The 24,681-nt window shown below is 61.3% G+C and carries 22 protein-coding genes; 14 read left to right on the top strand and 8 right to left on the bottom strand.

Annotated elements, in window-relative coordinates; genetic code table 11:
* Positions 1-38 precede the first annotated feature (38 nt).
* Positions 39-1,487, bottom strand: a complete 1,449-nt coding sequence (locus tag ACL9RI_RS06830; protein ID WP_422725832.1) for a peptidylprolyl isomerase — start codon at positions 1,485-1,487, stop codon at positions 39-41.
* 100 nt (positions 1,488-1,587) lie between these two features.
* Positions 1,588-3,861 (bottom strand): LPS-assembly protein LptD, encoded by a 2,274-nt coding sequence (locus ACL9RI_RS06825; protein ID WP_422725831.1) that lies wholly within the window; start codon positions 3,859-3,861, stop codon positions 1,588-1,590.
* A gap of 99 nt (positions 3,862-3,960) precedes the next feature.
* Here ACL9RI_RS06825 and ACL9RI_RS06820 point away from each other — a divergent pair, with 99 nt between their 5' ends.
* The 5 genes from ACL9RI_RS06820 to ACL9RI_RS06800 all read left to right on the top strand — a co-directional run bounded on the left by ACL9RI_RS06820 (position 3,961) and on the right by ACL9RI_RS06800 (position 9,305).
* A complete protein-coding gene (locus ACL9RI_RS06820; protein WP_422725830.1) occupies positions 3,961-5,028 on the top strand; it encodes an aminoglycoside phosphotransferase family protein in 1,068 nt (355 codons plus the stop codon).
* A 60-nt stretch (positions 5,029-5,088) separates the two neighbouring features.
* On the top strand, positions 5,089-5,808 hold the full coding sequence (gene murU / locus ACL9RI_RS06815) for an N-acetylmuramate alpha-1-phosphate uridylyltransferase MurU (RefSeq protein ID WP_422725829.1): 720 nt from the start codon (positions 5,089-5,091) through the stop codon (positions 5,806-5,808).
* Positions 5,808-7,130, top strand: coding sequence for an aminopeptidase P N-terminal domain-containing protein (locus ACL9RI_RS06810; RefSeq protein ID WP_422726129.1), 1,323 nt, complete (start codon positions 5,808-5,810; stop codon positions 7,128-7,130). The genes murU and ACL9RI_RS06810 overlap by 1 nt, the downstream gene beginning before the upstream one ends.
* A gap of 9 nt (positions 7,131-7,139) precedes the next feature.
* A complete protein-coding gene (locus ACL9RI_RS06805; RefSeq protein ID WP_422725828.1) occupies positions 7,140-8,288 on the top strand; it encodes an FAD-dependent monooxygenase in 1,149 nt (382 codons plus the stop codon).
* 72 nt (positions 8,289-8,360) lie between these two features.
* A complete protein-coding gene (locus tag ACL9RI_RS06800; protein WP_422725827.1) occupies positions 8,361-9,305 on the top strand; it encodes a GGDEF domain-containing protein in 945 nt (314 codons plus the stop codon).
* A gap of 7 nt (positions 9,306-9,312) precedes the next feature.
* On the opposite strand, the gene ACL9RI_RS06795 is transcribed toward ACL9RI_RS06800, so the two are convergent.
* From ACL9RI_RS06795 to ACL9RI_RS06785, 3 genes are read right to left on the bottom strand one after another with little or no spacing between them, the layout of a single operon-like run.
* Positions 9,313-10,767, bottom strand: a complete 1,455-nt coding sequence (locus tag ACL9RI_RS06795) for an NAD(P)(+) transhydrogenase (Re/Si-specific) subunit beta (protein ID WP_422726128.1) — start codon at positions 10,765-10,767, stop codon at positions 9,313-9,315.
* Between the two features lie 8 nt (positions 10,768-10,775).
* Complete coding sequence (locus ACL9RI_RS06790) at positions 10,776-11,090, bottom strand: NAD(P) transhydrogenase subunit alpha (protein WP_183681392.1); 315 nt, start codon at positions 11,088-11,090, stop codon at positions 10,776-10,778.
* A gap of 22 nt (positions 11,091-11,112) precedes the next feature.
* Positions 11,113-12,225 (bottom strand): Re/Si-specific NAD(P)(+) transhydrogenase subunit alpha, encoded by a 1,113-nt coding sequence (locus ACL9RI_RS06785; RefSeq protein ID WP_422725826.1) that lies wholly within the window; start codon positions 12,223-12,225, stop codon positions 11,113-11,115.
* A 409-nt stretch (positions 12,226-12,634) separates the two neighbouring features.
* Between ACL9RI_RS06785 and ACL9RI_RS06780 the strand changes: the two genes are divergently transcribed.
* Both ACL9RI_RS06780 and mnmA read left to right on the top strand, forming a co-directional pair.
* Positions 12,635-13,114 (top strand): NUDIX hydrolase, encoded by a 480-nt coding sequence (locus tag ACL9RI_RS06780; protein WP_422725825.1) that lies wholly within the window; start codon positions 12,635-12,637, stop codon positions 13,112-13,114.
* 31 nt (positions 13,115-13,145) lie between these two features.
* The gene (mnmA, locus tag ACL9RI_RS06775) at positions 13,146-14,261 is read left to right on the top strand and encodes a tRNA 2-thiouridine(34) synthase MnmA (RefSeq protein WP_422725824.1); all 1,116 of its coding nucleotides are present in this window, start codon (positions 13,146-13,148) and stop codon (positions 14,259-14,261) included.
* On the opposite strand, the gene ACL9RI_RS06770 is transcribed toward mnmA, so the two are convergent.
* The 3 genes from ACL9RI_RS06770 to ACL9RI_RS06760 form a co-directional block, all read right to left on the bottom strand.
* Complete coding sequence (locus ACL9RI_RS06770; RefSeq protein WP_422726127.1) at positions 14,244-14,681, bottom strand: response regulator; 438 nt, start codon at positions 14,679-14,681, stop codon at positions 14,244-14,246. The two genes, mnmA and ACL9RI_RS06770, sit on opposite strands and share 18 nt — an antisense overlap.
* A 29-nt stretch (positions 14,682-14,710) precedes the next feature.
* Complete coding sequence (locus ACL9RI_RS06765) at positions 14,711-15,484, bottom strand: 5'-3' exonuclease (RefSeq protein WP_422725823.1); 774 nt, start codon at positions 15,482-15,484, stop codon at positions 14,711-14,713.
* 62 nt (positions 15,485-15,546) lie between these two features.
* On the bottom strand, positions 15,547-16,218 hold the full coding sequence (locus ACL9RI_RS06760) for a glutathione S-transferase (RefSeq protein ID WP_422725822.1): 672 nt from the start codon (positions 16,216-16,218) through the stop codon (positions 15,547-15,549).
* 155 nt (positions 16,219-16,373) lie between these two features.
* On the opposite strand from ACL9RI_RS06760, the gene ACL9RI_RS06755 reads away from it, so the two are divergent.
* The 7 genes from ACL9RI_RS06755 to ACL9RI_RS06725 all read left to right on the top strand — a co-directional run bounded on the left by ACL9RI_RS06755 (position 16,374) and on the right by ACL9RI_RS06725 (position 24,661).
* Positions 16,374-17,423 (top strand): YjgN family protein, encoded by a 1,050-nt coding sequence (locus tag ACL9RI_RS06755; RefSeq protein WP_422725821.1) that lies wholly within the window; start codon positions 16,374-16,376, stop codon positions 17,421-17,423.
* Positions 17,420-18,424, top strand: a complete 1,005-nt coding sequence (locus ACL9RI_RS06750; protein ID WP_422725820.1) for a M48 family metallopeptidase — start codon at positions 17,420-17,422, stop codon at positions 18,422-18,424. The genes ACL9RI_RS06755 and ACL9RI_RS06750 overlap by 4 nt, the downstream gene beginning before the upstream one ends.
* Positions 18,425-18,531: 107 nt before the next feature.
* Entirely contained in the window at positions 18,532-20,142 is a 1,611-nt protein-coding gene (locus tag ACL9RI_RS06745) for an FMN-binding glutamate synthase family protein (RefSeq protein WP_422725819.1), read from the top strand.
* 279 nt (positions 20,143-20,421) lie between these two features.
* On the top strand, positions 20,422-21,639 hold the full coding sequence (locus ACL9RI_RS06740) for an MFS transporter (protein WP_422725818.1): 1,218 nt from the start codon (positions 20,422-20,424) through the stop codon (positions 21,637-21,639).
* 33 nt (positions 21,640-21,672) lie between these two features.
* Positions 21,673-23,100 carry a glycosyltransferase gene (locus ACL9RI_RS06735; protein ID WP_422725817.1) on the top strand — a complete coding sequence of 476 codons (1,428 nt, stop codon included), beginning with the start codon at positions 21,673-21,675 and terminating at the stop codon, positions 23,098-23,100.
* Entirely contained in the window at positions 23,097-23,702 is a 606-nt protein-coding gene (locus tag ACL9RI_RS06730; RefSeq protein ID WP_422725816.1) for a GNAT family N-acetyltransferase, read from the top strand. Before ACL9RI_RS06735 ends, ACL9RI_RS06730 begins: the two co-directional genes overlap by 4 nt.
* A complete protein-coding gene (locus ACL9RI_RS06725) occupies positions 23,699-24,661 on the top strand; it encodes a phytanoyl-CoA dioxygenase family protein (protein WP_422725815.1) in 963 nt (320 codons plus the stop codon). The genes ACL9RI_RS06730 and ACL9RI_RS06725 overlap by 4 nt, the downstream gene beginning before the upstream one ends.
* The last annotated feature ends 20 nt before the right edge of the window (positions 24,662-24,681 follow it).

The raw sequence follows: 24,681 nt of genomic DNA, 5'->3' as shown, positions 1-24,681 counted from the left end.
TGGATGCTGGGCACTCACGCGCGGTTCCTTCACGTTACTTACTGGTCGTCCGGGCGAATCTCAACGTAGGCGCGGTCGCGCACTTCGCGGGCCCAGTCTTCCGTTGCTTCTTCCAGCTTGCGCTCGCGCAAGGCATTGCGGGCGGCGTTGCGTTCTTTCTCTTTCGAGACGTCGTCGGTCTTGCGCTCCAGCACTTCGATCAAGTGATAACCAAAGCTCGATTCCACCGGATCGCTGATCTGGCCTGGCTTGAGGGCATTCATTGCCGTTTCAAATTCCGGCGTGGTGTCGCCTGGCGACAACCAGCCCACGTCGCCGCCTTTGCTGGCCGAGCTATCGTTCGAGAACTGGCGGGCCAGGTCTTCAAACGTGGCCGTCTTGTGCTCGATGCGCTCCTTGAAGTCCGCCAATCTGCGCTTGGCATCGGCGGCCGTCATGGTCGGCGTAACCTTCAGCAAGATGTGGCGCGCATGTGTCTGCTGCACGGCATCCACGGCTTGCGCTTCGGCCGCAGTGCGGCGGTCCACCAGTTTCAGGATATGGAAGCCGGTATTGCTCTTGATGATGGGCGTGATCTGGCCTGGCTTCAATTTCAGCAACTGCTCCGTAAACAGCGGCGGCAGACGGTCGCTATTGCGCCAGCCGACCTCGCCGCCGCTCAGCGCATCGCTGGCGTCGGAATAAGTGGCGGCCATCTTGGCGAAATCGGCGCCCGTGCGCAATTGACGGCTGACTTCTTCGGCGCGTGCGCGGCGTGCGGCGATCTGTTCCGGGCTGGAGTTTTCAGGGATGCGCACCAGGATTTGCGACAGGTTCAGTTCGACCTGCTCGCTGGCAGCGGCTTTTTCAGCGGCCAGGAAGTTGTCTACTTCGGCGTCGGAAATCTGGATCTTGGCATCGACTTCATGCTCGCGCAAACGCTGCATGATGATTTCATCACGAATTTCTTCGCGGAAGGTTGCAAATGGCGTGCCTTCTTTTTCCATTTGGTTACGCAAGTCCTGCACCGTCATTTTTTGCTGTTCAGCAATACGACCGATGGCGCGGTCCAGCGTGATGTCATCCACGCGCACGCCCATTTCCTTGGCCAGCTGCATTTGCGCGCGCTCCACAATCATGCGTTCCAACAATTGACGGCGCAGGTCGGCAGGGTCGGGCAGCGGCACGTTCTGCGCCTTCATGCGCTGTTCCACGCTCTTGATGCGCGCAGCCACTTCATTGCGCGTGATCACATCATCATTGACGACGACAGCGATCGAATCGATGGTCTGGCCGCTGCTCGATGCAGGCGGGGTGAACCCCTTGACGGGTGCTGCAGCCGCTGGCGCCGCTGGTGCAGGCGCAGCAGGCGTGGTGGCAGCCGCCGCTACGGGAGCAGCAGGAGTTGCCGGCGTGGCAGGGGTTGCAGCCTCTTGCGCCCAGACACTACTGGTCGTCGCGCCGGAAACGGCGCACAACAAAACCGCTGCAATTTTGAGTTGGTGCATACTGGCATTACGCATAATGTGTAGAGCGCTCATGAGTTCAGGTGAATAAAAAAACCGGTTTGCGCCAGCGCCAGGGGCACCGGCGGCGGCACTGCCCATCTTAACGGATAGGCGGGTTCAATGGCTGGTAGCCAGGGATGGTTTTGGTAAATGTTTCCAAGCCATTCGCCCCCAGCCCCAGGCCATTCGACAGGCCCGTCAATTCCAGCTGGAAGAAAATAGGCGTCGAAGCATTATTGGACGAGGTCACGAAACGCTGCGCCCCCATGCGGAACACCCAGCAATCACCCTTGTATTCGAGGGCAATCAGGCTCTCCAGCATGCGGCGGTCCAGCAGCGAGTAACTGATGCGGCCCACGCCATACAAACGATCCGTCAGCGGCCATTGGGTCGACACATCCGTATTACGGAAACCGCCAGGGCCGCTCTGATAACGATTGGCAATATTCAATACTTTTTTCGGACCGGGCTGATATTGCAAGGAGTACGTTGAGCTGGTCAACTGGTGCTCGGACGGATTGTACTGCACCAGGCTGTCGACGGTCCAAGTCTCCGACACGCGGCCCGTTGCCGCCAGCAAGATATCCGAACGCGTCTGGTTGACGGGCGTCGTCGAAGCAAGCTGCACGCGCTGGTCGGCAAAGTAGAAACGCTGGCCAAACGTCAGGCGCAGGCGCTCGGCGCCATCAGGCTGCAAAAAGCGCGAAACGAGCGCCGCCGTCACCTGGTTGGCGTCACCGATACGGTCGCTGCCGATAAAGCGGTTTTCGGAAAAGATCTGCGTCAGGTCGAAAGTGCCATTGGCCGTATCGAAAGTCGGAATTTGCGATTGGTCGCGGTACGGCGTGTAAACGTAGAACAAGCGCGGCTCCAGCGTCTGCGTGCCGCCCTTGGCGCCAAACAGATTGGTGTCGCGCTCAAACACCAGGCCGCTATCGACCGACACTGTCGGCACCGTGCGCGTCAGCGAGGTCTTCGCGTACTGCACCGTCGAATTGGGATTATTGTCAATCTGATAGGCGCTGGCATTGAGCATCAGCTTGGGCGTGATGAAATAGCCGGGTCGAACGATGGGGAAACTCACTTGCGGCACGGCAACCACGCGCGTCCCCTGCACCAGCGTCGGGTGCGCAAAACGCGTCACTTCACTATCGAACGACCAGTCGAAACCACCCCACACATCATATTTTCCGGCGTGGAAGTTGACCGATGGCAAGCGATCATACGGGCGCGCGACGAACGCGTTGGGGTCGGTGGCGGCGGCAGGGTCTTGCAAGACCTGGTAATTCTGCGCGCGCACCGTCAGGCTCCAGTCCTCGGTGCGGTAATCGGTGCGCAGTTCGCGCAGCAACTGGCGCTCGGTGGCCGAGGCCACGTTTTTCGAGAAATCGTTGGGGTAATTATTATCCGACGCATCGCGGAAGGTCCAGCCATACGTCCAGCCGGTAGCCAGGTCCTGCTCATGCGTGGAGCGGATCATGTAGCGGTCGGTTTTGGTCTGTTTATCGTTATGCAAGTACTCGACATAGGTTTCGCCGTGATACTTCAACCCGTCATCGGTCTCGCCCAGGTAGCGTGCATCGGCGCCAAACTGGATACCGCGCCGCTGGATGTACTTCGGATACAGGGTCAGGTCGCGGTTCGGCGCGATATTCAGGTAATACGGCACCGTCAGCTCAAAACCGTTCTTCGAGGCAAAACCTGGCGTAGGCGCCAGCCAGCCCGAGCGGCGCGCGCCCGACAGCGAAAACGAAATGCCCGGCGTGCCGAGGATGGGTACGCCCTTGAAATAAATGATGGTCTGGCCACCCGTGCCCACATCGCGGCCCGTGTCCAGGTTCAGGGTGCTCGACTGCAGATACCAGTCCGGATTCGGTCCTTCGCAGGTACTGTAAGTGCCATTGATGACGTTGGCTTCATCGGGATTGATGAAATCGACCCGTTCAGCCTTGCCCTGGCCATGGCCCACTTCAAAGCGGTAAGTCGGATTGAGCAGGAAACCCTTGCCCGTTTCCATGTTCAGCTTCAGCACATCGCCGGTGTAAGAGTCGCCGAAACGCTTGAGCTTGACATTGCCCGCCGCATCGAACTGGTCTTCAACTTGTTTGTAACAAGCTGTATCGGAGGTCAATTTTGTGGTGGTTCCCCGCTCAATCACGACATCGGTGTCGAGATTGATCTCCCGTTCCGGTCGGCCATCCATGCTTTCCGCCGTCATGACGGTGGGCGCATTCGGGTCTTCCACATGCACCGGGCGCTGAACGGCCGGGCGCTGGGCTTTCTGGGCGTAAGCAGGCACCGCCGTAGCAGCGACGAGCGCGCTGATGGCGAAAGCCCAGCGCTGCGAGGGGGGGGAGGCCGAAAACCAGCTCATGAATTGGACGGGGTAAGCACCATTGACAGGCGATTTTTTGATTTGAATCCCTTATTATATGGGAATCTGCATCATCAACCCGATTCCACAGGCCGCTTAATGTCATTCTCTTCCAATTCCCCCGCCGCGCCGGCCCAGACCGACGCTCGCCTGACCCTGTTGAAAGCCTGGTTGACCTCGCTTAACCTCGTCGCGCCCGATTCCGCCCGCCCCGCTTCCAGCGATGCCAGCTTCCGCCGCTACTTCCGCCTGGACGTCTTGCCCGGCGCCACGAACTTGCCAGGAAATACACTGATTGCCATGGATGCGCCGCCCGAGCGTGAAAACGTGCCGGCCTTCGTGAAGGTGGCCGGCCTGCTGAAAAAGGCCGGCGTCTCCGTGCCCGAGATCATTGCGCAAGACCTGGACAACGGCTTCCTGCTGCTGTCCGACCTGGGTACCACCACCTATCTGGACGCACTGAACCACGACAACGCTGCCGTGCTGTACGCCGAAGCGCTGGAGTCCCTGATGAAAGTCCAGCAAGCCAGCGAACCGGGCCTGCTGCCCGAATTCGACCGCGCCTTCATCTTGCGCGAAATGAATCTGTTCCCGGAATGGTTTATCGGCAAACACCTGGGCGCCACCCTGACGGACGTGCAGGAAACCCAGCTGAACAAGGTCTTCGAAGCCATCACGGCGAACATCTTGTCGCAACAGCAAGTTTTCATGCACCGCGATTACCACTCGCGCAATTTGATGCATATCAACGACGGCTCCATCCCGAATCCCGGCATCCTGGATTTCCAGGACGCCGTGTTCGGCCCGATCACCTACGATATCGCCTCGCTGCTGCGCGACGCCTACATCCAGTGGGATGAAGAACTGGTGCTCGACTGGGTGATCCGCTACTGGCAGCGCGCCAAGCAGCTGGGCCTGCCGGTGAATCCCGATATCGACGCCTTTTACCGCGATTTCGAATTCACGGCCCTGCAGCGCCATCTGAAAATCCTGGGCCTGTTCGCGCGCCTGAACTACCGCGATGGCAAGAGCTTGTACATGGGCGACCTGCCAACCGTACTCGACTACGTGCGCAAGACCGCCAACCGCTACACGGAACTCAAGCCGCTGGTGCGTTTGCTGGACACGCTCGAGAATAAAACCCCGCAAGTCGGTTATACCTTCTAAGCAGACTGCGCGGCCTGAGCCGCGCCTCATTTACCGAACACATCAGAAACGAGTACCACCATGAAAGCCATGATCTTCGCCGCCGGCCGCGGTGAACGGATGCGTCCGCTCACCGATACCTGCCCCAAACCGCTGCTGAAAGTACGCGGGCGCCCCCTGATCGTCTGGCATGTGCTGAACCTGGTGCGCGCCGGCATCACCGAGATCGTCATCAACCATTCGCACCTGGGCCATCTGATCGAAGCAACCTTGGGCGACGGCAGCCAGTTTGGCGCGCGCATCGCCTACTCGCCTGAAAGCACGCCGCTGGAAACGGCCGGCGGCATCGCCCAGGCGCGCCACTTGCTGGGCGATGCACCGTTCCTGGCCATTTCCGGCGATATCTATTGTCCGTATTTTGACTTCAAGCAAGTGCTCGACGTGCTGGCCGACAAGGACGTGCTGGGCACGCCTTACCCGGCCGACCAACGCGACATTGCCTGGACCTATCTGGTGCCCAATCCCGACCACCATCCCCAGGGCGACTTCGGCCTGACCTTGTATTCGATCAATAATACGGGCACGCCAAAATGGACGTTTGGCAATATCGGTGTCTACCGTCCTGAAATGTTCGACGGCATTACGCCGGGCAGCCATGCCGGGCTGGGCGACCTGCTGCGCAAATATGCGGACCTGGGCCGTATCGGCGGCGAAGTCTATCCCGGTGAATGGACCAATGTGGGCACGCCGGCGCAGCTGGACGCGCTCAACGGCATTGCTGCCAAGGCCAGCGCATCATGATGGCCAACTACGCGGCACGGCGCGCGGCGCTGATGGCGCAAATGCTGCCGGGCAGCGTGGCCATTATCGCCACCGCGCCCGAAGTGCCGCGCAATAGCGATTGCGATTATCCGTATCGCCACGACAGCTATTTTTATTACCTCAGCGGTTTTACGGAACCGCACAGCGCACTGGCGCTGGTGGCCGCCAGCGCCACGGCACCCGCGCGGGCCATCCTGTTTTGCCGCCCCAGGAATACCGAACGTGAAATCTGGGATGGCTTCCGCCATGGCCCCGAAGCGGCGCGCGTGACCTTCGGCGTCGATGCCGCCTTCCCCATCGAAGAACTCGATCTGGAAATGGTCCGCCTGCTGGCCGATGCCCCAGCCCTGTATTACGCGCTGGGCGGCAGCCTGGATGCCCAAGTCAAGCTGTGGCTGCAGCAAGTGCGGCAAAAGGCCCGTAGCGGCATCACCGCGCCCGCTATCGCACACGACCTCAGCGGCTTGCTCGACGCCATGCGTCTGTTCAAGGACAGCGAAGAACAAGCCCTGATGCGCCGTGCAGCAGACATTTCCAGCGCAGCCCACGCACGCGCCATGCGGGCCACGCGTCCCGGCCTGCATGAATATGCGGTCGAGGCAGAACTGCTGTACGAATTTCGCCGCAACGGCGCACAGTTCCCCGCCTATTCCTCCATCGTGGCGGGCGGCGCCAACGCCTGCATCCTGCACTACAGCGCCAATAACGCCGTCCTGAACGATGGCGACCTGCTGCTGATCGACGCCGGCTGCGAACTCGATGGCTACGCCTCCGACATCACGCGCACCTATCCGGTCAATGGCCGCTTCAGCGGGCCGCAACAGGCCTTGTATGAGCTGGTGCTGGCGGCGCAGCAGGCGGCGTTCGATGTGATACGCCCCGGCAGCGCGCAAAGCGCCATCCATGAAGCGGCCGTGCAGGTGCTGGCGCAGGGCATGCTGGACTTGCACCTGCTGGACCGGCAGCAGCACGGCAGCGTACAGGACGTGATCGCCGATAAAAGCTATCTGCCGTTTTATATGCACGGCACCAGTCACTGGCTGGGCATGGACGTGCATGACGTGGGCGCCTACCGCAACACCAGCGCTGCCGGCAAGCCGTGGCGCGCATTGGAGGCGGGCATGGTGCTGACGGTGGAGCCGGGCATCTACGTGCGCCCCGGCCCCGGCGTGCCGGAACAGTTCTGGCATACCGGCATCCGCATCGAGGACGATGTACTGGTCACGCCGCAAGGCCATGAAATTTTCAGCACGGCGCCCAGGAGCATCGCTGAAATCGAACAACTGATGTCACAGGATTAAAGCCGTAGCATGCATACACCGCCCTCTTACGATTACGATCTCGCCATCTGCGGCGCCGGCCCGGTCGGCATGGCGCTGGCCGCGCTGCTGGTGCAAGGCGGATCAAGCGCCGGCGGCATCGCCCTGCTCGACGCCAAATCCATCGCGCAGGCCAGACGCGATCCGCGCACCATCGCCCTGTCGCACGGCAGCCGCCAGATCCTCGAAGCGGCGAACACCTGGCCCGTCGAGGCGACACCGATCCACCAGATCCACGTCTCGCGGCGCGGCCATTTCGGCCGCAGCCTGATGGACCGCAGCGAGCATCAGGTCGAAGCCCTCGGTTATGTGGCCCGCTATGGCGCGGTGGTCGGCGTACTGGCCGACGTGTGTGCCAGCCTGGGCATCGCCAGCCTGCGCCCGGCGCGGGTAACCGCTAGCGCGGAAGATGCGGATGGCGTCAGCATCGCCATCGATCAGGATGGCGCCGCGTCCAGCTTGCGCACGAAGCTGCTGGTGCAGGCAGAGGGCGGCCTGTTCGGCCAGCAGCAGGAGCGCAGCCTCTCCCGCGACTACGGCCAGAGCGCCATCATCGCCCATGTGCGCGTCAGCAGTCCCATCGCCCACCGCGCCTACGAACGCTTCACCGACGAAGGTCCGCTGGCCCTGCTGCCGCAGGACGATGGCTACGCGCTGGTCTGGTGCGTGCCGCCCACGCGCGCCGAACAATTGCTGGCACTGGACGATGCAGCCTTCCTGGCCCGCCTGGACACCGCCTTCGGCAGCCGCATGGGACGTTTTATGCACACCACGCCGCGCCTGGCCTATCCGCTGGGCCTGAACGCGCAGGCAGGCGGCACGGCGCGCACGGTGGCCATCGGCAATGCGGCGCAAACCCTGCACCCGGTCGCAGGACAAGGTTTGAACCTGGGCCTGCGCGACGCCGCCGTGCTGGCCCGCGTACTGGTGCAAGACAATAACCCGGCAGGCCTGGCACGCTACGCCGGCTTGCGCCAGGCCGACCGCAGCACGACCGTGCGCATCACCGACACCATGGCGCGCATCTTCACGGGTACGGCAGCCACGCAAGGGCTGCTGGGTCTGTCGCTGGGATTGCTCGATGTGGTCAGCCCGGCGCGCAGGACGCTGGCAGAACTGATGATGTACGGCCGGCGTTAAAGGGAAAGAGGCATGGAGTAAACTTCGGGCAAATGCGACAATGGGCTCCACCTGGATTTAGGCGACAGTCCCATGACAGATGCATTGCCCGCAGCACCCACTGCCGCTCTTCCTGAAGTATTGTTCTCCCGCCTGCTGGAAGCTTCCCTGGACGCCGTCATCATCATCGATGAGCAATGCCGCATCTGCTACATCAATGGCGCCATGCAGGCCTTGTCAGGCTATGCCGGCGGCGAACTGCTGGGCCAGCCCCTGAACGGCTTGCTGCCGGACGCAGTGGCAAGCCAGCACGACCATCTCGTCCTCGACTACCTCCGCAGCTCGCGCACTTCCAGCGTGCTGGGCAAGATACGCGAATTCGCCATCCGCCACCGCAATGCGCAAATGATCCCGATCGAGATGAAGGCGCTGGACCTGGGCGTGGTCGATGGCATGCGCTATTTCGGCGCCTTTCTGCTCGACGTGCGCGAGCGGCGCGAACTGGCAGCCAAAAACGCCAACCTGCTGGCGCAACTGGAACAGCAAGCCTTGTGCGATGCGCTCACCGGCTTGCCGAACCGGCGCGCCTACGAAGCGCAGGCAACGCAAGCCATGGCGCGCGCAGCGCGCAATCACAGCCCATTGACGGTGGGCGTGGCAGACCTCGACCACTTCAAGAAAATCAATGACCGCTACGGCCATGCCGTGGGCGATGCAGTGCTGCGGACGGTGGCGCAAGTGCTGCGCGAAACGGGCCGCGTGACCGACGTGGCAGCGCGTTTGGGCGGTGAAGAATTTGGCTTGCTGTTCCCGGACGCCAGCGTGAAGCAGGCCGCCAGGGTGGCCGAACGCATCCGTGCCGCCGTGGCCGCCGCCATCACCATGCTGCCTGACGGCTGCCCGCTGCACGTCACCATCAGCATCGGCGTGGCGCCCCTGGCGGCTGGCGCCACGCTGGACGCGGCCATGTCGGATGCCGACAAAGCCTTGTACACGGCCAAGCACCAGGGCCGCAACCAGGTGGTTGCGGCCGGTTGAGCCAGCGCTATTCGACTGCTTTGAGCATATCTTCGATCACTTTCTTGGCGTCGCCAAACACCATCATGGTGTTCGGCTGGTAAAACAGCTCATTGTCCAGGCCCGCATAACCGGAGGCCATCGAGCGCTTGTTGACGATGATGCTCTTGGCCTTATAGGCTTCCAGGATGGGCATGCCGGCGATCGGCGATTTCGGGTCTTTGGCGGCCGGGTTGACGACGTCATTTGCGCCCAGCACCAGCACCACGTCGGTCTGGCCGAATTCGCCATTGATGTCTTCCATCTCGAACACCTGGTCATACGGCACTTCCGCTTCGGCCAGCAGCACGTTCATGTGGCCCGGCATGCGCCCCGCCACCGGGTGGATCGCATATTTGACGGTGACGCCCTTGTGGGTCAGCTTTTCCACCAGCTCCTTGAGCGAGTGCTGGGCGCGCGCCACGGCCAGGCCGTAGCCAGGCACGATGATGACGGTTTCCGCATTGCCCATGATGAAGGCGGCATCGTCGGCCGACCCCGATTTCACAGGGCGCTGTTCCTGCGCCGCGCCGCTGCCAGCCTGCGGCGCATCGCCGCCGAAGCCGCCCAGAATGACGTTGAAAAACGAACGGTTCATGGCCTTGCACATGATGTAGGACAGGATCGCGCCACTGGAGCCCACCAGCGAACCGGCGATGATCAGCATCGAGTTATTCAGCGAAAAGCCGATGCCGGCCGCCGCCCAGCCCGAATAGCTGTTCAGCATCGACACCACTACCGGCATGTCGGCGCCGCCAATCGGAATGATGATCAGCACGCCCAGCGCAAACGCAATCAGGGCCATGATGATGAACGGCGTCCACGCAGGCTGCAGACCATCGGCAAAGCAGAACACCAGGCCCAGGGCGACCATCACCAGCGCCAGCACCAGGTTGAGCATGTGCTGGCCCTTGAAGCTGACGGGCGCGCCCTGGAACAGGCGGAACTTGTATTTGCCCGACAGCTTGCCGAAGGCGATCACGGAACCGGAAAAGGTAATCGCGCCGACAAAGGTACCGATGAACAACTCAAAACGATTCCCGAGCGGCAGCGCCTCGCCATGCCGGGCGATATTGAAGGCCCATGGTTCCGACACGGCCGCCACGGCGATGCAGACTGCGGCTAAGCCGATCAGCGAATGCATGGCTGCCACCAGTTCCGGCATCTTGGTCATTTCCACGGTCTTTGCCAGGTAAGTGCCGATGGCGCCGCCCACCACGATGCCGAGCACCACCAGCGGCAAACCCAGGCCACCCGTTTGCTGTTCCTTCAGTTTCAGGATCAGCGCCACGGTGGTAATGGCCGCAATCGTCATGCCCGCCATGCCGAAGGCATTGCCGCGGCGCGCCGTCGATGGCGACGACAAGCCTTTCAAGGCCTGGATGAAGCACACGGAAGCGATCAGGTACATCATCGTCACCAGATTCATGCTGATGAAGCTCATGGGATCGCTCATGCCTTGTCTCCTTGCTTGGCCTTCGGCTCTTTTTTACGGAACATTTCCAGCATGCGCTGCGTGACCAAAAAGCCGCCAAACACATTGACGGCGGCCAGCGCCACGGCCACCGTGCCGGCCACCTGCGCCAGCAGGCCTTCGGTCAGGCCGGCCGCCAGCATGGCGCCGACGATGATGATGGCGGAAATGGCGTTGGTGACAGCCATCAGCGGCGTATGCAGCGCCGGCGTAACGGTCCAGACGACGTGGTAGCCCACATAAATGGCCAGCACGAAGATGATCAGATTGGTGATGGTGTGACTGATTTCCATGACGCGATTCTCCCTGTACTCATTATTTTCGTAAGATGGCTGTATCCGCACACACCAGGCTGGCCTTGATGATTTCATCCTCGCGGTCGATCAGCAGCTGATCGTCCTTGTCGATGATCAGCTTGAGGAAATCGAGCACGTTGCGCGCGTACAGGGCCGAGGCATCGGCCGCCACCAGGGTCGCCAGGTTCGGTTCACCGACGATGTAGACACCGTGCTTCACCACCGTCTTGCCCAGTTCGGACAAGGGGCAATTGCCACCCTGCTCCACCGCCAGGTCGACGATGACGGAGCCCGGTTTCATGGCTTTCACCGTCTCTTCGGAAATCAGCACGGGCGCGGCGCGGCCCGGGATCAGGGCGGTGGTGATGATGATGTCGGCCAGCTTGGCCCGTTCGTGCACCAGTTCGGCCTGGCGCCGCATCCAGTCGGCCGGCATGGCGCGCGCATAACCGCCGCTCCCCTTGGCGATTTCCTTTTCTTCGTCGGTGAGGAAGGGCACGTCGAGGAATTTGGCGCCCAGCGACTCCACCTGCTCCTTGACGGGCGGGCGCACGTCGGACGCTTCGATCACGGCGCCCAGGCGCTTGGCCGTGGCAATCGCCTGCAGGCCCGCCACGCCCACGCCCATGATCAGCACGCGGGCCGCCTTGACGGTGCCGGCCGCCGTCATCAGCATCGGCATGAAGCGCTGGTAGGTATTGGCGGCCACCAGCACCGCCTTGTAGCCGGCGATATTGGCTTGCGAGGACAGCACGTCCATCGACTGGGCGCGCGTGATGCGCGGCACGGCTTCCAGCGCGAAGGCGGACAGGCCGGCCGTGGCCATGGCGGCGATATTGTCTGCGTCGAACGGATTGAGCATGCCGATCAACACCGTGCCGCTGGCCATCAGCGCGCGTTCCCCGGCGTCGGGTGCGCGCACCTTGAGCACGATGGCGCTGCCATAGGCGTCTGCTGCCGTGCCTATCTGCGCACCGGCAGCGAGATAAGCGTCATCGGGGATCGAGGCATGCAGGCCCGCTCCCGACTGCACGATAATCTGATGCTTGGTTGCCAACTTCTTGACTGTCTCGGGCGTTGCCGCCACCCGCGTCTCCCCTGGCCGTGTTTCAGCCGGTATTCCTATCCTCATGACGCCTCCGCTAGTGATAAGTAAGTAGAATCTAACATGGAAAGCTGTACATAAAACGTTTATCAACCAGCAACTTCTAGACATCTGGCACTAATTTCTTTCATCAACACTGCAGCTGTTCTGGCTGGCAGCGGTTCCCTTCATCCAAGAAAATTTGTGTCAATTTCACCACAATTTACTGTGCGTGCACGCTTGTTTTGACCACGCGGAGCGCCTATATTGACGGGCGCAACGGGCGCCTTGCCGCCAGCTGCCACATGCTAGTGCAAGCACCGGCCTGCCTGTCAGTGCCTCCCGCCGCTATTTGCTAAAACGTTGTCATTTATCAATATGTCCGCGCAACTAAACGCCGGGTTCAAACCGCGCGCGCAGAACAAGATAAAATGTCGGCTCTTTCAAGGATGGAATCATGCCGAGAATCTGGAAACCCTCTGTCACCGTCGCCGCCATCGTCGAGCGAGACGGCCTGTTTTTACTGATTGAAGAAGAGACCAGCGAAGGCATCAAGCTGAATCAACCGGCCGGCCACCTCGATCCGTTCGAGTCGCTGGAACAGGCGGTGATACGCGAAACGCTGGAAGAAGCAGCCTACGATTTCATTCCCACCGCGCTGGTCGGCATGTATATGTCGCGCTACCGCTCGCTGCGCACGGGTGAGGATGTGACGTATTTGCGCTTCACGTTCTGCGGCACGGCCGGCGCACAGCACGACCGGCCGCTCGATGACGGCATACTGCGCACCCTGTGGATGACGCGCGACGAACTGGCCGCATGCCAGGAACGCCACCGCAGTCCGCTGGTGCTGCAGTGCGTGGACGAATACCTGGCGGGCCGGCGCGCGCCGCTGGCGCTGCTGCACACGCATGCGTCGGTTTTCAATAGCGCATAGCAATATTATTTAAAGTACACTGGAAAGCAAGATGAGCAAGAAGAAAGTCGTGATCGGTATGTCAGGCGGGGTCGATTCCTCGGTCGCGGCATGGATGCTGAAGGAACAGGGCTATGAAGTGATCGGCCTGTTCATGAAAAACTGGGAAGACGACGACGACAGCGAATACTGCTCGACGCGCCAGGACTGGATCGACGCGGCCAGCGTGGCTGACGTGATCGGCGTCGATATCGAAGCCGTCAACTTTGCCGCCGAATACAAGGACCGCGTCTTTGCCGACTTCCTGCGCGAATACCAGGCCGGCCGCACGCCGAACCCGGACGTGCTGTGCAACGCCGAGATCAAGTTCAAGGCTTTCCTCGACCACGCCATGACCCTGGGCGCCGACCTGATCGCCACCGGCCACTACGCGCGCGTACGCCAGTCGCCCACCATCGCGGGCCGCTACGAATTGCTCAAGGCCGTCGACGCCAGCAAGGACCAGAGCTATTTCCTGCACCGCTTGAACCAGGCGCAACTGTCTAAAACTTTATTTCCGCTCGGTGAAATCCCGAAAACGGAAGTGCGCAAGATCGCCGAGAAACTGGGCCTGCCGAACGCGCAGAAAAAAGATTCGACCGGCATCTGCTTTATCGGCGAGCGCCCGTTCCGCGAATTTTTGAACCGCTACCTGTCGTACAAGCCGGGCCCGATGAAAACGCCGGACGGCAAGACCGTGGGCGAACACGTGGGACTGAGTTTTTATACGCTGGGCCAGCGCAAGGGCATCGGCATCGGCGGCGTGAAGTCGTACCAGAACGCCGATGGCAGCAGCGACGCCTGGTATGTGGCGCGCAAGGATATCGTCAACAACACCCTGTACGTGGTGCAGGGCCATGACCATCCGTGGCTGCTGTCGCCCGCCTTGGGCGCCGACCAGGCCAGCTGGATCGCAGGCAGTGCGCCGCAGGCGGGCGCCCTGTCCGCCAAGACGCGCTACCGCCAGGCCGATGTGGCTTGCCAGTTGCAGCCGGAGGGACTGGAACACTTCAGCCTGGCCTTCGACCAGGCGCAATGGGCCGTGACACCCGGCCAATCGGCCGTGCTGTACGACGGCGACGTATGCCTGGGCGGCGGGATTATCGCCAGCTCAACCGGCCTGGCCTGATTCCTGCGATGGCTGCGCTGCCGCCTGCGCGGCAGCAGCCAGCGCCTGCTGCTTGCGCACCATCGCGATGACGGTATTGCGCACGGTTCTCAGGACCGTGTCGGCCATGAAGGGCTTGACGATAAAGCCCGACACGCCCATCGCATGCGCCGCCTGCAGCGAGGCGGCGTCGATACCGCCCGAAACCATGAAAATAAGCGTCTTCGGATACTGCTCGCGGATGGTCTGCACCACATTGCTGCCATCTTCCACCTGTTCGCGCGCGATACAGACGAAGTGCGGGCGGTGCTTGACCAGCAGCGCCAGCCCCAGCGCGCTGGTATGCGTCTGGCCGCACACATCGTAGCCGCCATCGATCAAGACCGTATTGAGCAGGCCGCGCGCCACGGCACTGCTGTCGATCAGGACTGCCTTTAACATCATGATTTACTTCCCTTGTTATTACCTGACTACTTTTCCCACGCGAGCTTGTTCCAGGTCACGCCTAAAGTGACGTCCGTTTTCAGCGCCACTAACTTTCTTGAAAGATACAGTATTTCGCGCTCATTTCGCAGGCTTTCACCGAGTGCGCCCGGCAAAATGCCGGCGCCCGCCATCACGGCGTCGATATTGCCGTAGGCGCGCAACAGTTTGGCGCCCGTTTTCAGGCCGATTTTCGATACGCCGGGAATGCTGTCGGTCACGTCGCCCATCAGCGCCAGCAAGTCGGGCAGCAGTTCCGGCGGCACGCCGAATTTTTTCTCGACCCAGGCATGGTCGTGCCAGACGCCCTTGAAGTGATCCCACACCAGCGCGCCGTGGGCGATCAGGCCGTGCAAATCCTTGTCGGTGGTGGCGATCACGGCCGCGCCGCGCCCTTCGTGCAGCCAGCGCATGACGGCCGTGCCGATCACGTCGTCGGCCTCGACTTCAGGAATGCTGACCACGTGCATGCCGAAGCTTTCCAGGGTGGCGTAAAAGCCGGGCAAGGCGTCGCGCAGCACTTGCGGCATCGGCTGGCGCCCTTCGCGGTAGCCGGCATACAGCGCGTGGCGCCAGGTGGGGCCGCCGAAATCGAAGGCCGGCAGGATATGCGTCGGTTCGTGGTCGTTGATCAGGGTGCGGAACGACGACAGCGCATGGCGCAGCGCGATCTCCGCCTTCAGGTCGGAATCGGGTTCAGGACTGGCTTCGTAGACGCGGCGTACGATATTCAAGCCGTCGATAGCGAGGAGTCGGGCCATGCGGTAGTTGGGTGCAGATTGAATCGTTCATTTTACCGTATGGCCCCACGATGGGGCCCAGGCTATTTGGCAAAGTCATAAGGGCCGCCTCTTTCCAGCGCACGCTGGTAGGCCGGCCGCGCATGGATGCGCTGTAAAAATGCCGTCAATTTGGGCAGGCGCGCATCGAGTCCCGCGCGCGAGGCGGCCGCTTCCAGCGGAAAGCTCATCTGGATATCGGCGGCGCTAAATGCATTGCCGGCAAACCAGGTGCTTGTTTCCAGTTCCGCTTCCATATACGCCAGCTGGCTGGTGATATTGGGCAGGATGAAGGTGTTCTTGACCTTGTGCGCGATGCCGCGCGCGATCGGCTTGATGAAGAAAGGCATGGGCGACGATTCCACCTTGTCGAAGACCAGCTTCAGCAGCAGCGGCGGCATGGCCGAGCCTTCCGCGAAATGCAGCCAGTAGGTCCAGCGCAGCTTTTCCGGCGTGCCCGCAGGCGGCACCAAACTTCCCTTGCCATAGCGCTCCAGCAGATACTCGATGATGGCGCCCGATTCGGCGATGGTATTGACGCCGTCGGTGATCACGGGCGACTTGCCCAGCGGGTGCACGGCTTTAAGCTCGGCCGGCGCCAGCATGGTCTTGGGATCGCGCTGATAGCGCTTGATCTCGTATTCGAGGCCCAGCTCTTCCAGCAGCCACAGCACGCGCTGCGAGCGCGAATTATTCAAATGATGGACGACGATCATGGCGCTGGCCTCGGGCAAAAGTGAAAACCCAGTATAGCCGGGACGACCGCTGCGTGGCGCGGCATAGTGCGCGATGACCATCAAGACAAGTTTACAATTGATAACTTTTCAAGTTTGGATTATCTTGTTTGTTTCCAACAAGTAAGGAAACTCTCGTGGATGTCGATGTCAACAACAATACCAGGCGCGAAACCATCACCTTCAGCGCTACCGGCAGCGAATACTTCCGGATCTGGATCGTCAACCTGCTCTTGAGCATCGTCACCCTGGGCATTTACTCCGCCTGGGCCAAGGTGCGCCGCAACCGCTATTTCTATTCCAGCACCCATCTGGCCGGCGGCAGTTTCGAATACCACGGCAATCCCGTCGCCATCCTGAAGGGCCGCATCACCGCGCTGGTACTGATCGCCGGCTACAACATCGCTTTCCAGATTTCTCCCCTGATCGGCTTTGTCATGCTGGTGCTGATGATGGCCGTGCTGCCCTGGCTGGTCTGGAAAAGCCTGCAATTCAAGCTGTACAACACCAGCTACCGCGGCATCCGCTTCGGCTTTGGCGGCACGGCCAGGGAAGCCTATAAATACTTCCTGTGGCTGCCCATCCTGAATACCTTCACGGCGGGCTTGCTGACGCCTTTGCTGCACCAGCGCGTCAAACGCTTCCAGCACACGCAAAGCCGCTTCGGCACCAGCCACTTCAGCTTTGACGCCACGGTCGGCAGCTTCTATAAAACCTACCTGCTGTTCTTTGCACTGCTGCTGGGCGGCTTCATCGTGCTGATCGGCTTTGTGTTTGGCAGCGTGTTTGCCGCTTTCGCCAGCAATGCTGGTGCTGCAACCAAGGCGGGCAGCATCTTCGGCGCCATCGCCGCGCTCTACGCGTGGGCCTTTATCGTGCTGCCGCTGTTCCTGACCATGATCCAGAACCTGATCTGGAACCACACGCGCCTGCAGCAGCACCAGTTCCAGTCGCAACTGACCTGGGGCCGCAGCACCTTCATCATGCTGACCAACCTGGTGGGCATCGTCATCACCCTCGGCTTGTTTACGCCTTTCGCCCACGTGCGCTGGCTGAAATACCGCCTGGAAGCGACTTCCCTGCTGGCGCAAGGCAGCCTGGACGAGTTTGTCGCTACCACTGGTGAGCAAGTCAGCGCCACTGGCGAAGGCATGGTCGACCTGCTGGACTTCGACCTGTCGCTGTGACGTCGATCGACCACGATGCGGGTGCAGTGCCGGCCCGCTATTTCGACGGCCACACCTCGCGCCTGTACCAGGTGACGCTGACCGTGTCCGATGGCGTGGCGGTGCTGGCGGGCGACATCGAACGGCGCTGTCCGCTGGACCAGCTGCGCGTGTCCGAGCGCAGCAGCCACGCCGTGCGCAAGGTCAGCTATCCCGATGGCGCCTACCTGGAAATCGCCGACCAGGCAGCCTTCAACCGCCTGCTGCACGACACCGGCCACCGCGATGGCTGGGTAGTGCGGCTGCAGCAAAGCTGGCGCGGCGCCGTGCTGGCGACAATAGCCACCATCGTGGCCCTGTGGCTCAGCTATCTGTATCTGCTGCCCTTGGTGGCCAAGGGGGTCGCGTATGCGGTTCCGCAGTCGGTAGAACGGCAACTGGGCCAGGGCGTGCTCGATATGCTGGACCGCCACGTATTCGCCCCCAGCGAACTCGATGGCGCGCGCCAGCAAGCCCTGCGGACCAGGTTTGCCCGCCTGACCGTGCCAGGCGACGACATGCCGCAGCACCGCATCGTTTTCCGCAAAAGCAGAATCGGCCCGAACGCGTTTGCCCTGCCTTCCGGCGATATCGTGCTGACCGATGAAATGGTGGCACTGATGCCCGATGACGACGCCATCATGGGCGTGCTGGCGCATGAACTGGGGCATTTGCAAAAGCGCCACCTGACGCGGCGCATCATCCAGACGTCCGCCGTCGGCGCTGGCGCGGCGCTGTTGTTCGGCGACGTGTCGACCGCAGTGGCAGCCTTGCCGCCGCTGCTGCTGGACCTGAAATATTCGCGCGACGTCGAGCGCGAAGCCGATGACTACGCGATCGCCATGCTGCGCCAGAACGGCATCGCGCTGGAACACCTGGCGCAAGTGTTTGTTGCCCTGGGCAAGCTGGGCGATGCACCGCCGTATTTGTCCAGCCATCCGGCCAGCGCCGAGCGCATCGCACGCATCCGCGCCGCCCAATAAGCAAGCCGAAAAGCACATCCGCCACGGGCTGATTCCTGGCTGTGGCGGCAAGAAATGCAAATCACCGGTACACTCAGCATTATCAGTCTGACCTTACCGGAGTGCCCATGCACCTTGTATCATTTCGCTACCTGACCTTTTTTGCGACGGCCGCCATCTTTGTTCTTTCCCTGTTTTTCTATGATCATTACTGGCTGCCCGTGCTGGCCGGTGCGCTGACCCTGCTGGGCATCAGCGACATGCTGCAAACCAAACGCGCCCTGCGCCGCAACTATCCCATCCTGGCCCATTTCCGCTTCCTGTTCGAGAGCATCCGCCCCGAAATCCGCCAGTACTTCCTTGAGAGCGATACGGAAGCGACGCCGTTCTCGCGCAGCCAGCGCAGCATCGTCTACCAGCGCGCCAAGGAACAGACCGACAAGCAGCCTTTCGGCACCCAGATCAATGTGTATGAAGCCGGCTATGAATGGATCAACCATTCCATCGCGCCGGCCAAGGTGACGGACCATAATTTCCGCATCGAGATCGGCAACCACCCGGACTGCCCGCGCGCCAAGCCGTATTCGGCCAGCGTCTTCAATATCTCGGCGATGAGCTTTGGCGCACTGTCGGCCAACGCCATCCTGGCGCTGAACGGCGGCGCGCGCAGCGGCGGCTTCATGCACGACACGGGTGAAGGCAGCATCAGTCCCTACCACCGCGAAAACGGCGGCGACCTGGTATGGGAAATCGGTTCCGGCTACTTCGGCTGCCGCAACCAGGACGGCACCTTTTCAGAAGAGCGCTTCATCGCCAACGCCAGTTCCGATCAGGTCAAGATGATCGAACTGAAAATGTCGCAGGGCGCCAAGCCCGGTCATGGCGGCGTGCTGCCAGGGCCGAAAGTGACGATCGAAATCGCCACCACGCGCGGCGTGATGGTGGGTGAGGACTGCGTCTCGCCGGCATCCCACAGTGCGTTTTCCACGCCGCTGGAAATGCTGCATTTTATTGAACGCCTGCGCAATCTGTCGGGCGGCAAGCCGACCGGTTTCAAGCTGGCGATCGGCCATCCATGGGAATTTTTCGGCATCGTCAAAGCCATGCTGGCCACCGGCATCACGCCCGACTTCATCGTGGTCGACGGCAGCGAAGGCGGCACGGGCGCCGCTCCTGTGGAATTTACCGACCATGTGGGCACGCCGCTGCAGGAAGCGCTGGTACTGGTGCATAACACGCTAGTGGGCGCCAACTTGCGCGACAAGATCAAGATCGGCTGCTCGGGCAAGATCATCACCGCCTTCGACATCGCCCGCCTGCTGGCGCTGGGCGCCGACTGGTGCAATTCGGCGCGCGGCTTCATGTTCGCGCTGGGCTGCATCCAGTCGCAAAGCTGCCACACGGACCGCTGCCCCACCGGCGTGGCCACGCAAGACCCGCAGCGCCAGCGCGCGCTGGTGGTAAGCGACAAGATCACCCGCGTGGCCCACTTCCATCAAAACACCATGAAGGCGCTGGCCGAACTGATCGCCGCCGCCGGCCTGCAGCACCCGCAAGACCTGCGCCCGCACCACCTGGTGCGGCGCATCTCGCCCAACCAGGTACGGCTGGTGTCGGCCCTGCTGCCCTTCCTCGATGCAGGCCAATTACTCGATCCTAGCCAGTTGCCGCAGCTGCCGCCCGTGTTTGGCCTGTACTGGCCCAAGGCACAGGCAGAGTCGTTCCAGCAATTAGCCTAGGCACCTGAAAATTCTCACCTGATTGTTGCTGGGCAGCCACGCTGCCCAGCGCCCTTTGCCAGTCCTCCTCCCCGCATTCTTCCTCTAGCCTGCTGCTCTGGCTGCCCATTCGGCGGCCTGTTTTCGCGTGCTTAAAATTAATACCACCTAATAACCACTTGAGTTATTATAGAATCCAATCAAATACCAAATATAAGGTAAATCCTGCCACCTTAATACCACTTCCAGGGTAGTGCGGCAGGGGAGACGATCGCTGGGACTACTCTTGCAGGTAAAAAAATGTTCGAAAAAAGAAAGCATTTGCTGTACTTCGCGATGTTTTTCATCTTGTACGAGCTCACCGTCTATCTGTCGAACGACATGATCATGCCGGCCATGCTGCAAGTGGTCAAAGACTTCAACGCCTCCAACCGCAACATCAGTTTTTCGCTGAGCCTGTACATCCTGGGCGGCAGCATGCTGCAAATCTTCCTCGGCCCCATCGCCGACAAGGTCGGCAAGCGCAAGGTGATGCTGGTCGGTAACGCCCTCTTCCTGCTGGCCACCCTGGCGATCCCTTTTGTCAGCAATATCAACCAGTTCCTGATCGCGCGCTTTTTCCAGGGCATGGGTTCCTGCTTCATCTTCATCGGCTACGCCATGATCCATGAACTGTTCGACGACAGCGACGCCGTCAAGCTGACCGCCATTTTGTCGAACACCACCGTATTTGCGCCATTGATCGGCCCCGTGATCGGCAGCGGCATCATCCACGTGCTGCCGTGGCAAGCCATCTTTGGCGTGTCGCTGCTGCTGGGAAGTATCGCCTGGATCGGCCTGTACAAATTCATGCCCACCGGCCTGATCTCGCCAGGCAAATTCGAGCTGGCCAAGGTGCGCGACAGCTACCTGACCATCGTGCGCAACCGCAAATTCATGTTCGGCATTTTTATTGCCGCCATCTCGATCACGCCGCTCACCGCCTGGATCGGCCTGTCGCCCGTGCTGGTCATGGAGCATATGCAGGCGTCCTACACCACCTATATCGTCTATCAGTGCGTGATCTTCACGGGCTTTATCGTCAGCAGCGTGGCCATCCAGCGGCTGGGCAAAAAACTGCAGCTGGAACGGCTGATACGCCAGGGTGGCGCACTGGCCATCATCGGCTTGCTGGGAGCGGGCTTGCTGCGCGACTCCGGCCACCTGTTCATCGCCTGCATGTTTGTCTTTTCCGCCGGCTTCGGCCTGTTCAACGGCTCGCTGATCCGCCTGTCGCTGATGGCCACCGGCGTGTCGATGAGCCTGACCTCGTCGGCCATGAGCCTCTTGTACTGCGTGTATATCGCGGCCGGCCTGGAACTGTACAACCTGGTGTGCGACCGCTACGGCTATTCGATTTCCACCTACGCGCTGTTCAATGTGCCGCTGGCCGTGTGCATCTATCTGGGCTTGCAGCTATTCGTGCGCCGCCACGAAGCGCAGCAGGCGCGCCTGGCCCATGCCGCCTCCGGAGCCTGACTTTTTTACTGACGCCGACAGAGAGGAGCATGCATGCCGCATTTCGATCTCGAGTACGAAGTATTGATGAAGAACCTGAAGTCCGATTTCCTCGCCTGCAAAAAGTGGGAACTGTATTGCGGCCTGCAGTATGTCAGCCAGAACAATGGCCATGCCTGGCTGCGCACCTTGCAGGAACGCTATCGGGTCCACCTGGCCGAACTGCAGCAGCAGGTGCGCCGGCACTTTCATTTGTTCGACGCCCGGCGCACCTCCTCCCTGCTGGGCATCCCCACGCGGCAGATGGAGGATGGCGAACGCCTGATCCACCGCATCTGGATGGGGGGCAGCCTGCCGCCGGTGGCGGCGCAAGCCGTCAGTCAATGGCAGGCCGCCATCGATGACGTGATGCCTGCCGACGATTTTCATTACGGCTTCAAGCTATGGGTGTGGGATGGCGCGCAACTGCACGGCGACCCGGCGTTTACGCCCGATGCCGGCCCGGACTACCAGCTGGGCCACTATGCGGCGGGCCGCCATGTGCACCGCGTCTGCAGTCTCGAAGCGCTGGCTGCGCGCCTGGCGCCGGCCCAGTTGCCCTTGCTGCGCACCTTGCATGCGCAACGTTATTTCGTCAATCTGGCCGACTTTTTCCGCCTGCTGATCCTGCAGGAATATGGCGGCATCTATGTCGACGTCGATACCATGCCGTATAAATCAGCCACCATCTTCCTGGCCAAGCCGGAGGTGCCCGACTACACGCATTTCCGGCGCGATGGCCGCACCGGCAAGCTGCGGCGCTGCGTGGTCAGCTGGATGAACCTGATCAACGATGAAAACGGCGTGCTGGTGGCCAAAAAGAACGATCCCTCCGTGCGTGCCATCGTGCGCCAGATGTGCACAAAGCTGCTGGCCATGCCATCCGATGTACCCGATAAACGCCTGCAGCCGCAAGCGGCGCGCCGCTACGCCACGGCCCTGCATGACGCCACCTATGGCGTGTGGAAGGAAAGCCTGGGCGAGAGCCTGGTCAGCTACGACGCCATCGCCCAGGCCCATTCCGTGCTGCACGAGCCGCACACCGAAACCATGATCAGCGGCGTGCATGGCATGCGCCTGGTGGTCGATGCTTTCACCAATGCCCCCGTGCCGCTGGACCAGGACGAGCAGCGCAGCTATGAAACGTGCATCGCCACCCTGGAAGCGCGTGGCTGGCAGCTGGAGGACGCGATGGAACTGGAACGGCTGGTGCACATCTGCCGCAGCGAAGAAGTGCCGCGCATGGCGTATGCCCCCCAGTTGCGTGCGGAGCCGGCCAGCTGTCATTATTATTCCTTCCTGTCCGACGATGAAAAGCTGGACCGCGTCAACGCCCTGTTCGGCGCTTACCTGATCAGCAAGAATGCCGCACATATCGAGCGCGGCAATTTCTGGCGCAAGACGCGCGGCCACGCGCATACCGAAGGGGCGAGGCAACAGTGACGACACAGATCCACTTTATCCCCGGCAGCGCCACCAGCCCCGCGCAGCGCGCGCGCATGGCGGCCCTGCTGTTCGCCACCAGCTACCTGGAGTACTGCTCCTACGCCAACAAGCTGGGACTGCCGCTGGTGGCCCTGCAGCAGCGGCAGAATATCGATCCCTACCTGCCGCATATCGAGGCCATGGTCGACGCCCGGGAACGCTTCACGGGCTTTTATAACGCGGCCACCATCGCCGACTACGCCGCGCTGCCTGCCGTTTCATATTACCGCGACGAGATGCGCAGCATGGATGCCGAATATGAAGCCTTTATCGATGCCCATGCGCGCCCCGACGACCTGTTCGTGGCCAGCCTGGCCATCGAGGAAGGCTATCGGGGCCAGGGCCTGTTCCATGCGCTGTTCGCCCGCTTGCGCGCGCTGGCGCAGGAAAAACACAGCCCGCGCATCGTGCTGGCCGTATGGGAACAGGGCGACGCCTTTGCCATCTACCTGAAACAGGGCTTTGTATCGCTGGGCCGCTACGACGGCGCCTACCCCGTATTTTTCGACCGCCTGCATTTTCTCGCTTATGACCTGACAGCACGGAGGAACGTGACATGAACACAATCGACAATATCGACAAGAACAGCATCGCCACGCGCAACCTGTCGACGGTAGCCAAACAGGCGTTTCGCCTCAATACGCGCGACGATGACGCCCCCCTGCGCGTGCTGTCCGAAGAAGACTGGGCCTTCTGGCGCCACAACGGTTATATCGTCATCAAGCAGGCGGCGGAACTGGACAAGATCGCGCGCCTGGAGCAGCTGATGTGGGAATTCGAGGAACTCGATCCGGCCGATCCGTCGACCTGGTATCCACCCGCCAAGTCGCTGCTGAAAAAGACGGAACTGAGTTTTAATGCGGGCATGATCGAGCTGTATCACCATCAGTATCTGTGGGACACGCGCCAGACGCAGCGCATCCACGACGCCTTTGCCGACGTGTGGGGCACGCACAAGCTGTGGGTCTCGATCGACCGCATGAATTTCAACCTGCCGCCGGAGCCGGGCTTTGAATTCAAGAGCTTCATGCACTGGGATTACGACCCCGATACGGACCCGCAAAACGTGCAGGGCGTGCTGTCCATCAGCGACCAGACGGACGAGGAAGTGGGCGGCTTCATCTGCATCCCTGAACTGTTCCGCAACTACGACGCATGGCGGCGCGACCAGCCGGCAAACTGGGACTGGTACCGGCCCGACGTGGCAGCGCTGGAAAAGGTGCGGGTGCCGCTGCAAAAGGGCGATCTGCTGATCTTCAATAGCAAGCTATGCCACGGCATACGGCAAAATACGTCGAAGGAGAAGGTCAGGCTGGCACAATACATTTCCATGATGCCAGCGCAGCCCGACAATACCACCCTGCGCGACTGGCGCATCCGCGCATGGCGCGAACGGCTGGCCCCGGAAGGCTACAGCCTGCACGGCGATCCACGGCAGTGGGAACAAAAAAAGTATCATATGGCGCAACTGAGTCCGCTGGGTGAGCAGTTGCTGGGCCTGCGCGACTGGCAAGACTGACCGTAGTATCACATTCATCA

The sequence above is a fragment of the Janthinobacterium sp. Mn2066 genome (genome assembly GCF_049319705.1).
Classification (GTDB): Bacteria; Pseudomonadota; Gammaproteobacteria; order Burkholderiales; family Burkholderiaceae_D; genus Janthinobacterium.
The sequence above is the reverse complement of the archived record's forward strand: the minus strand, read 5'-3'. Positions and strand labels throughout refer to the sequence as shown.

Bases quoted from the DNA above. Each gene is read 5' to 3' on its own strand.
- ACL9RI_RS06830 (WP_422725832.1), bottom strand. From the start codon at position 1,487: ATGCACCAACTCAAAATTGCAGCGGTTTTGTTGTGCGCCGTTTCCGGC.
- ACL9RI_RS06825 (WP_422725831.1), bottom strand. From the start codon at position 3,861: ATGAGCTGGTTTTCGGCCTCCCCCCCCTCGCAGCGCTGGGCTTTCGCC.
- ACL9RI_RS06820 (WP_422725830.1), top strand. From the start codon at position 3,961: ATGTCATTCTCTTCCAATTCCCCCGCCGCGCCGGCCCAGACCGACGCT.
- murU (WP_422725829.1), top strand. From the start codon at position 5,089: ATGAAAGCCATGATCTTCGCCGCCGGCCGCGGTGAACGGATGCGTCCG.
- ACL9RI_RS06810 (WP_422726129.1), top strand. From the start codon at position 5,808: ATGGCCAACTACGCGGCACGGCGCGCGGCGCTGATGGCGCAAATGCTG.
- ACL9RI_RS06805 (WP_422725828.1), top strand. From the start codon at position 7,140: ATGCATACACCGCCCTCTTACGATTACGATCTCGCCATCTGCGGCGCC.
- ACL9RI_RS06800 (WP_422725827.1), top strand. From the start codon at position 8,361: ATGACAGATGCATTGCCCGCAGCACCCACTGCCGCTCTTCCTGAAGTA.
- ACL9RI_RS06795 (WP_422726128.1), bottom strand. From the start codon at position 10,767: ATGAGCTTCATCAGCATGAATCTGGTGACGATGATGTACCTGATCGCT.
- ACL9RI_RS06790 (WP_183681392.1), bottom strand. From the start codon at position 11,090: ATGGAAATCAGTCACACCATCACCAATCTGATCATCTTCGTGCTGGCC.
- ACL9RI_RS06785 (WP_422725826.1), bottom strand. From the start codon at position 12,225: ATGAGGATAGGAATACCGGCTGAAACACGGCCAGGGGAGACGCGGGTG.
- ACL9RI_RS06780 (WP_422725825.1), top strand. From the start codon at position 12,635: ATGCCGAGAATCTGGAAACCCTCTGTCACCGTCGCCGCCATCGTCGAG.
- mnmA (WP_422725824.1), top strand. From the start codon at position 13,146: ATGAGCAAGAAGAAAGTCGTGATCGGTATGTCAGGCGGGGTCGATTCC.
- ACL9RI_RS06770 (WP_422726127.1), bottom strand. From the start codon at position 14,681: ATGTTAAAGGCAGTCCTGATCGACAGCAGTGCCGTGGCGCGCGGCCTG.
- ACL9RI_RS06765 (WP_422725823.1), bottom strand. From the start codon at position 15,484: ATGGCCCGACTCCTCGCTATCGACGGCTTGAATATCGTACGCCGCGTC.
- ACL9RI_RS06760 (WP_422725822.1), bottom strand. From the start codon at position 16,218: ATGATCGTCGTCCATCATTTGAATAATTCGCGCTCGCAGCGCGTGCTG.
- ACL9RI_RS06745 (WP_422725819.1), top strand. From the start codon at position 18,532: ATGCACCTTGTATCATTTCGCTACCTGACCTTTTTTGCGACGGCCGCC.
- ACL9RI_RS06740 (WP_422725818.1), top strand. From the start codon at position 20,422: ATGTTCGAAAAAAGAAAGCATTTGCTGTACTTCGCGATGTTTTTCATC.
- ACL9RI_RS06735 (WP_422725817.1), top strand. From the start codon at position 21,673: ATGCCGCATTTCGATCTCGAGTACGAAGTATTGATGAAGAACCTGAAG.
- ACL9RI_RS06725 (WP_422725815.1), top strand. From the start codon at position 23,699: ATGAACACAATCGACAATATCGACAAGAACAGCATCGCCACGCGCAAC.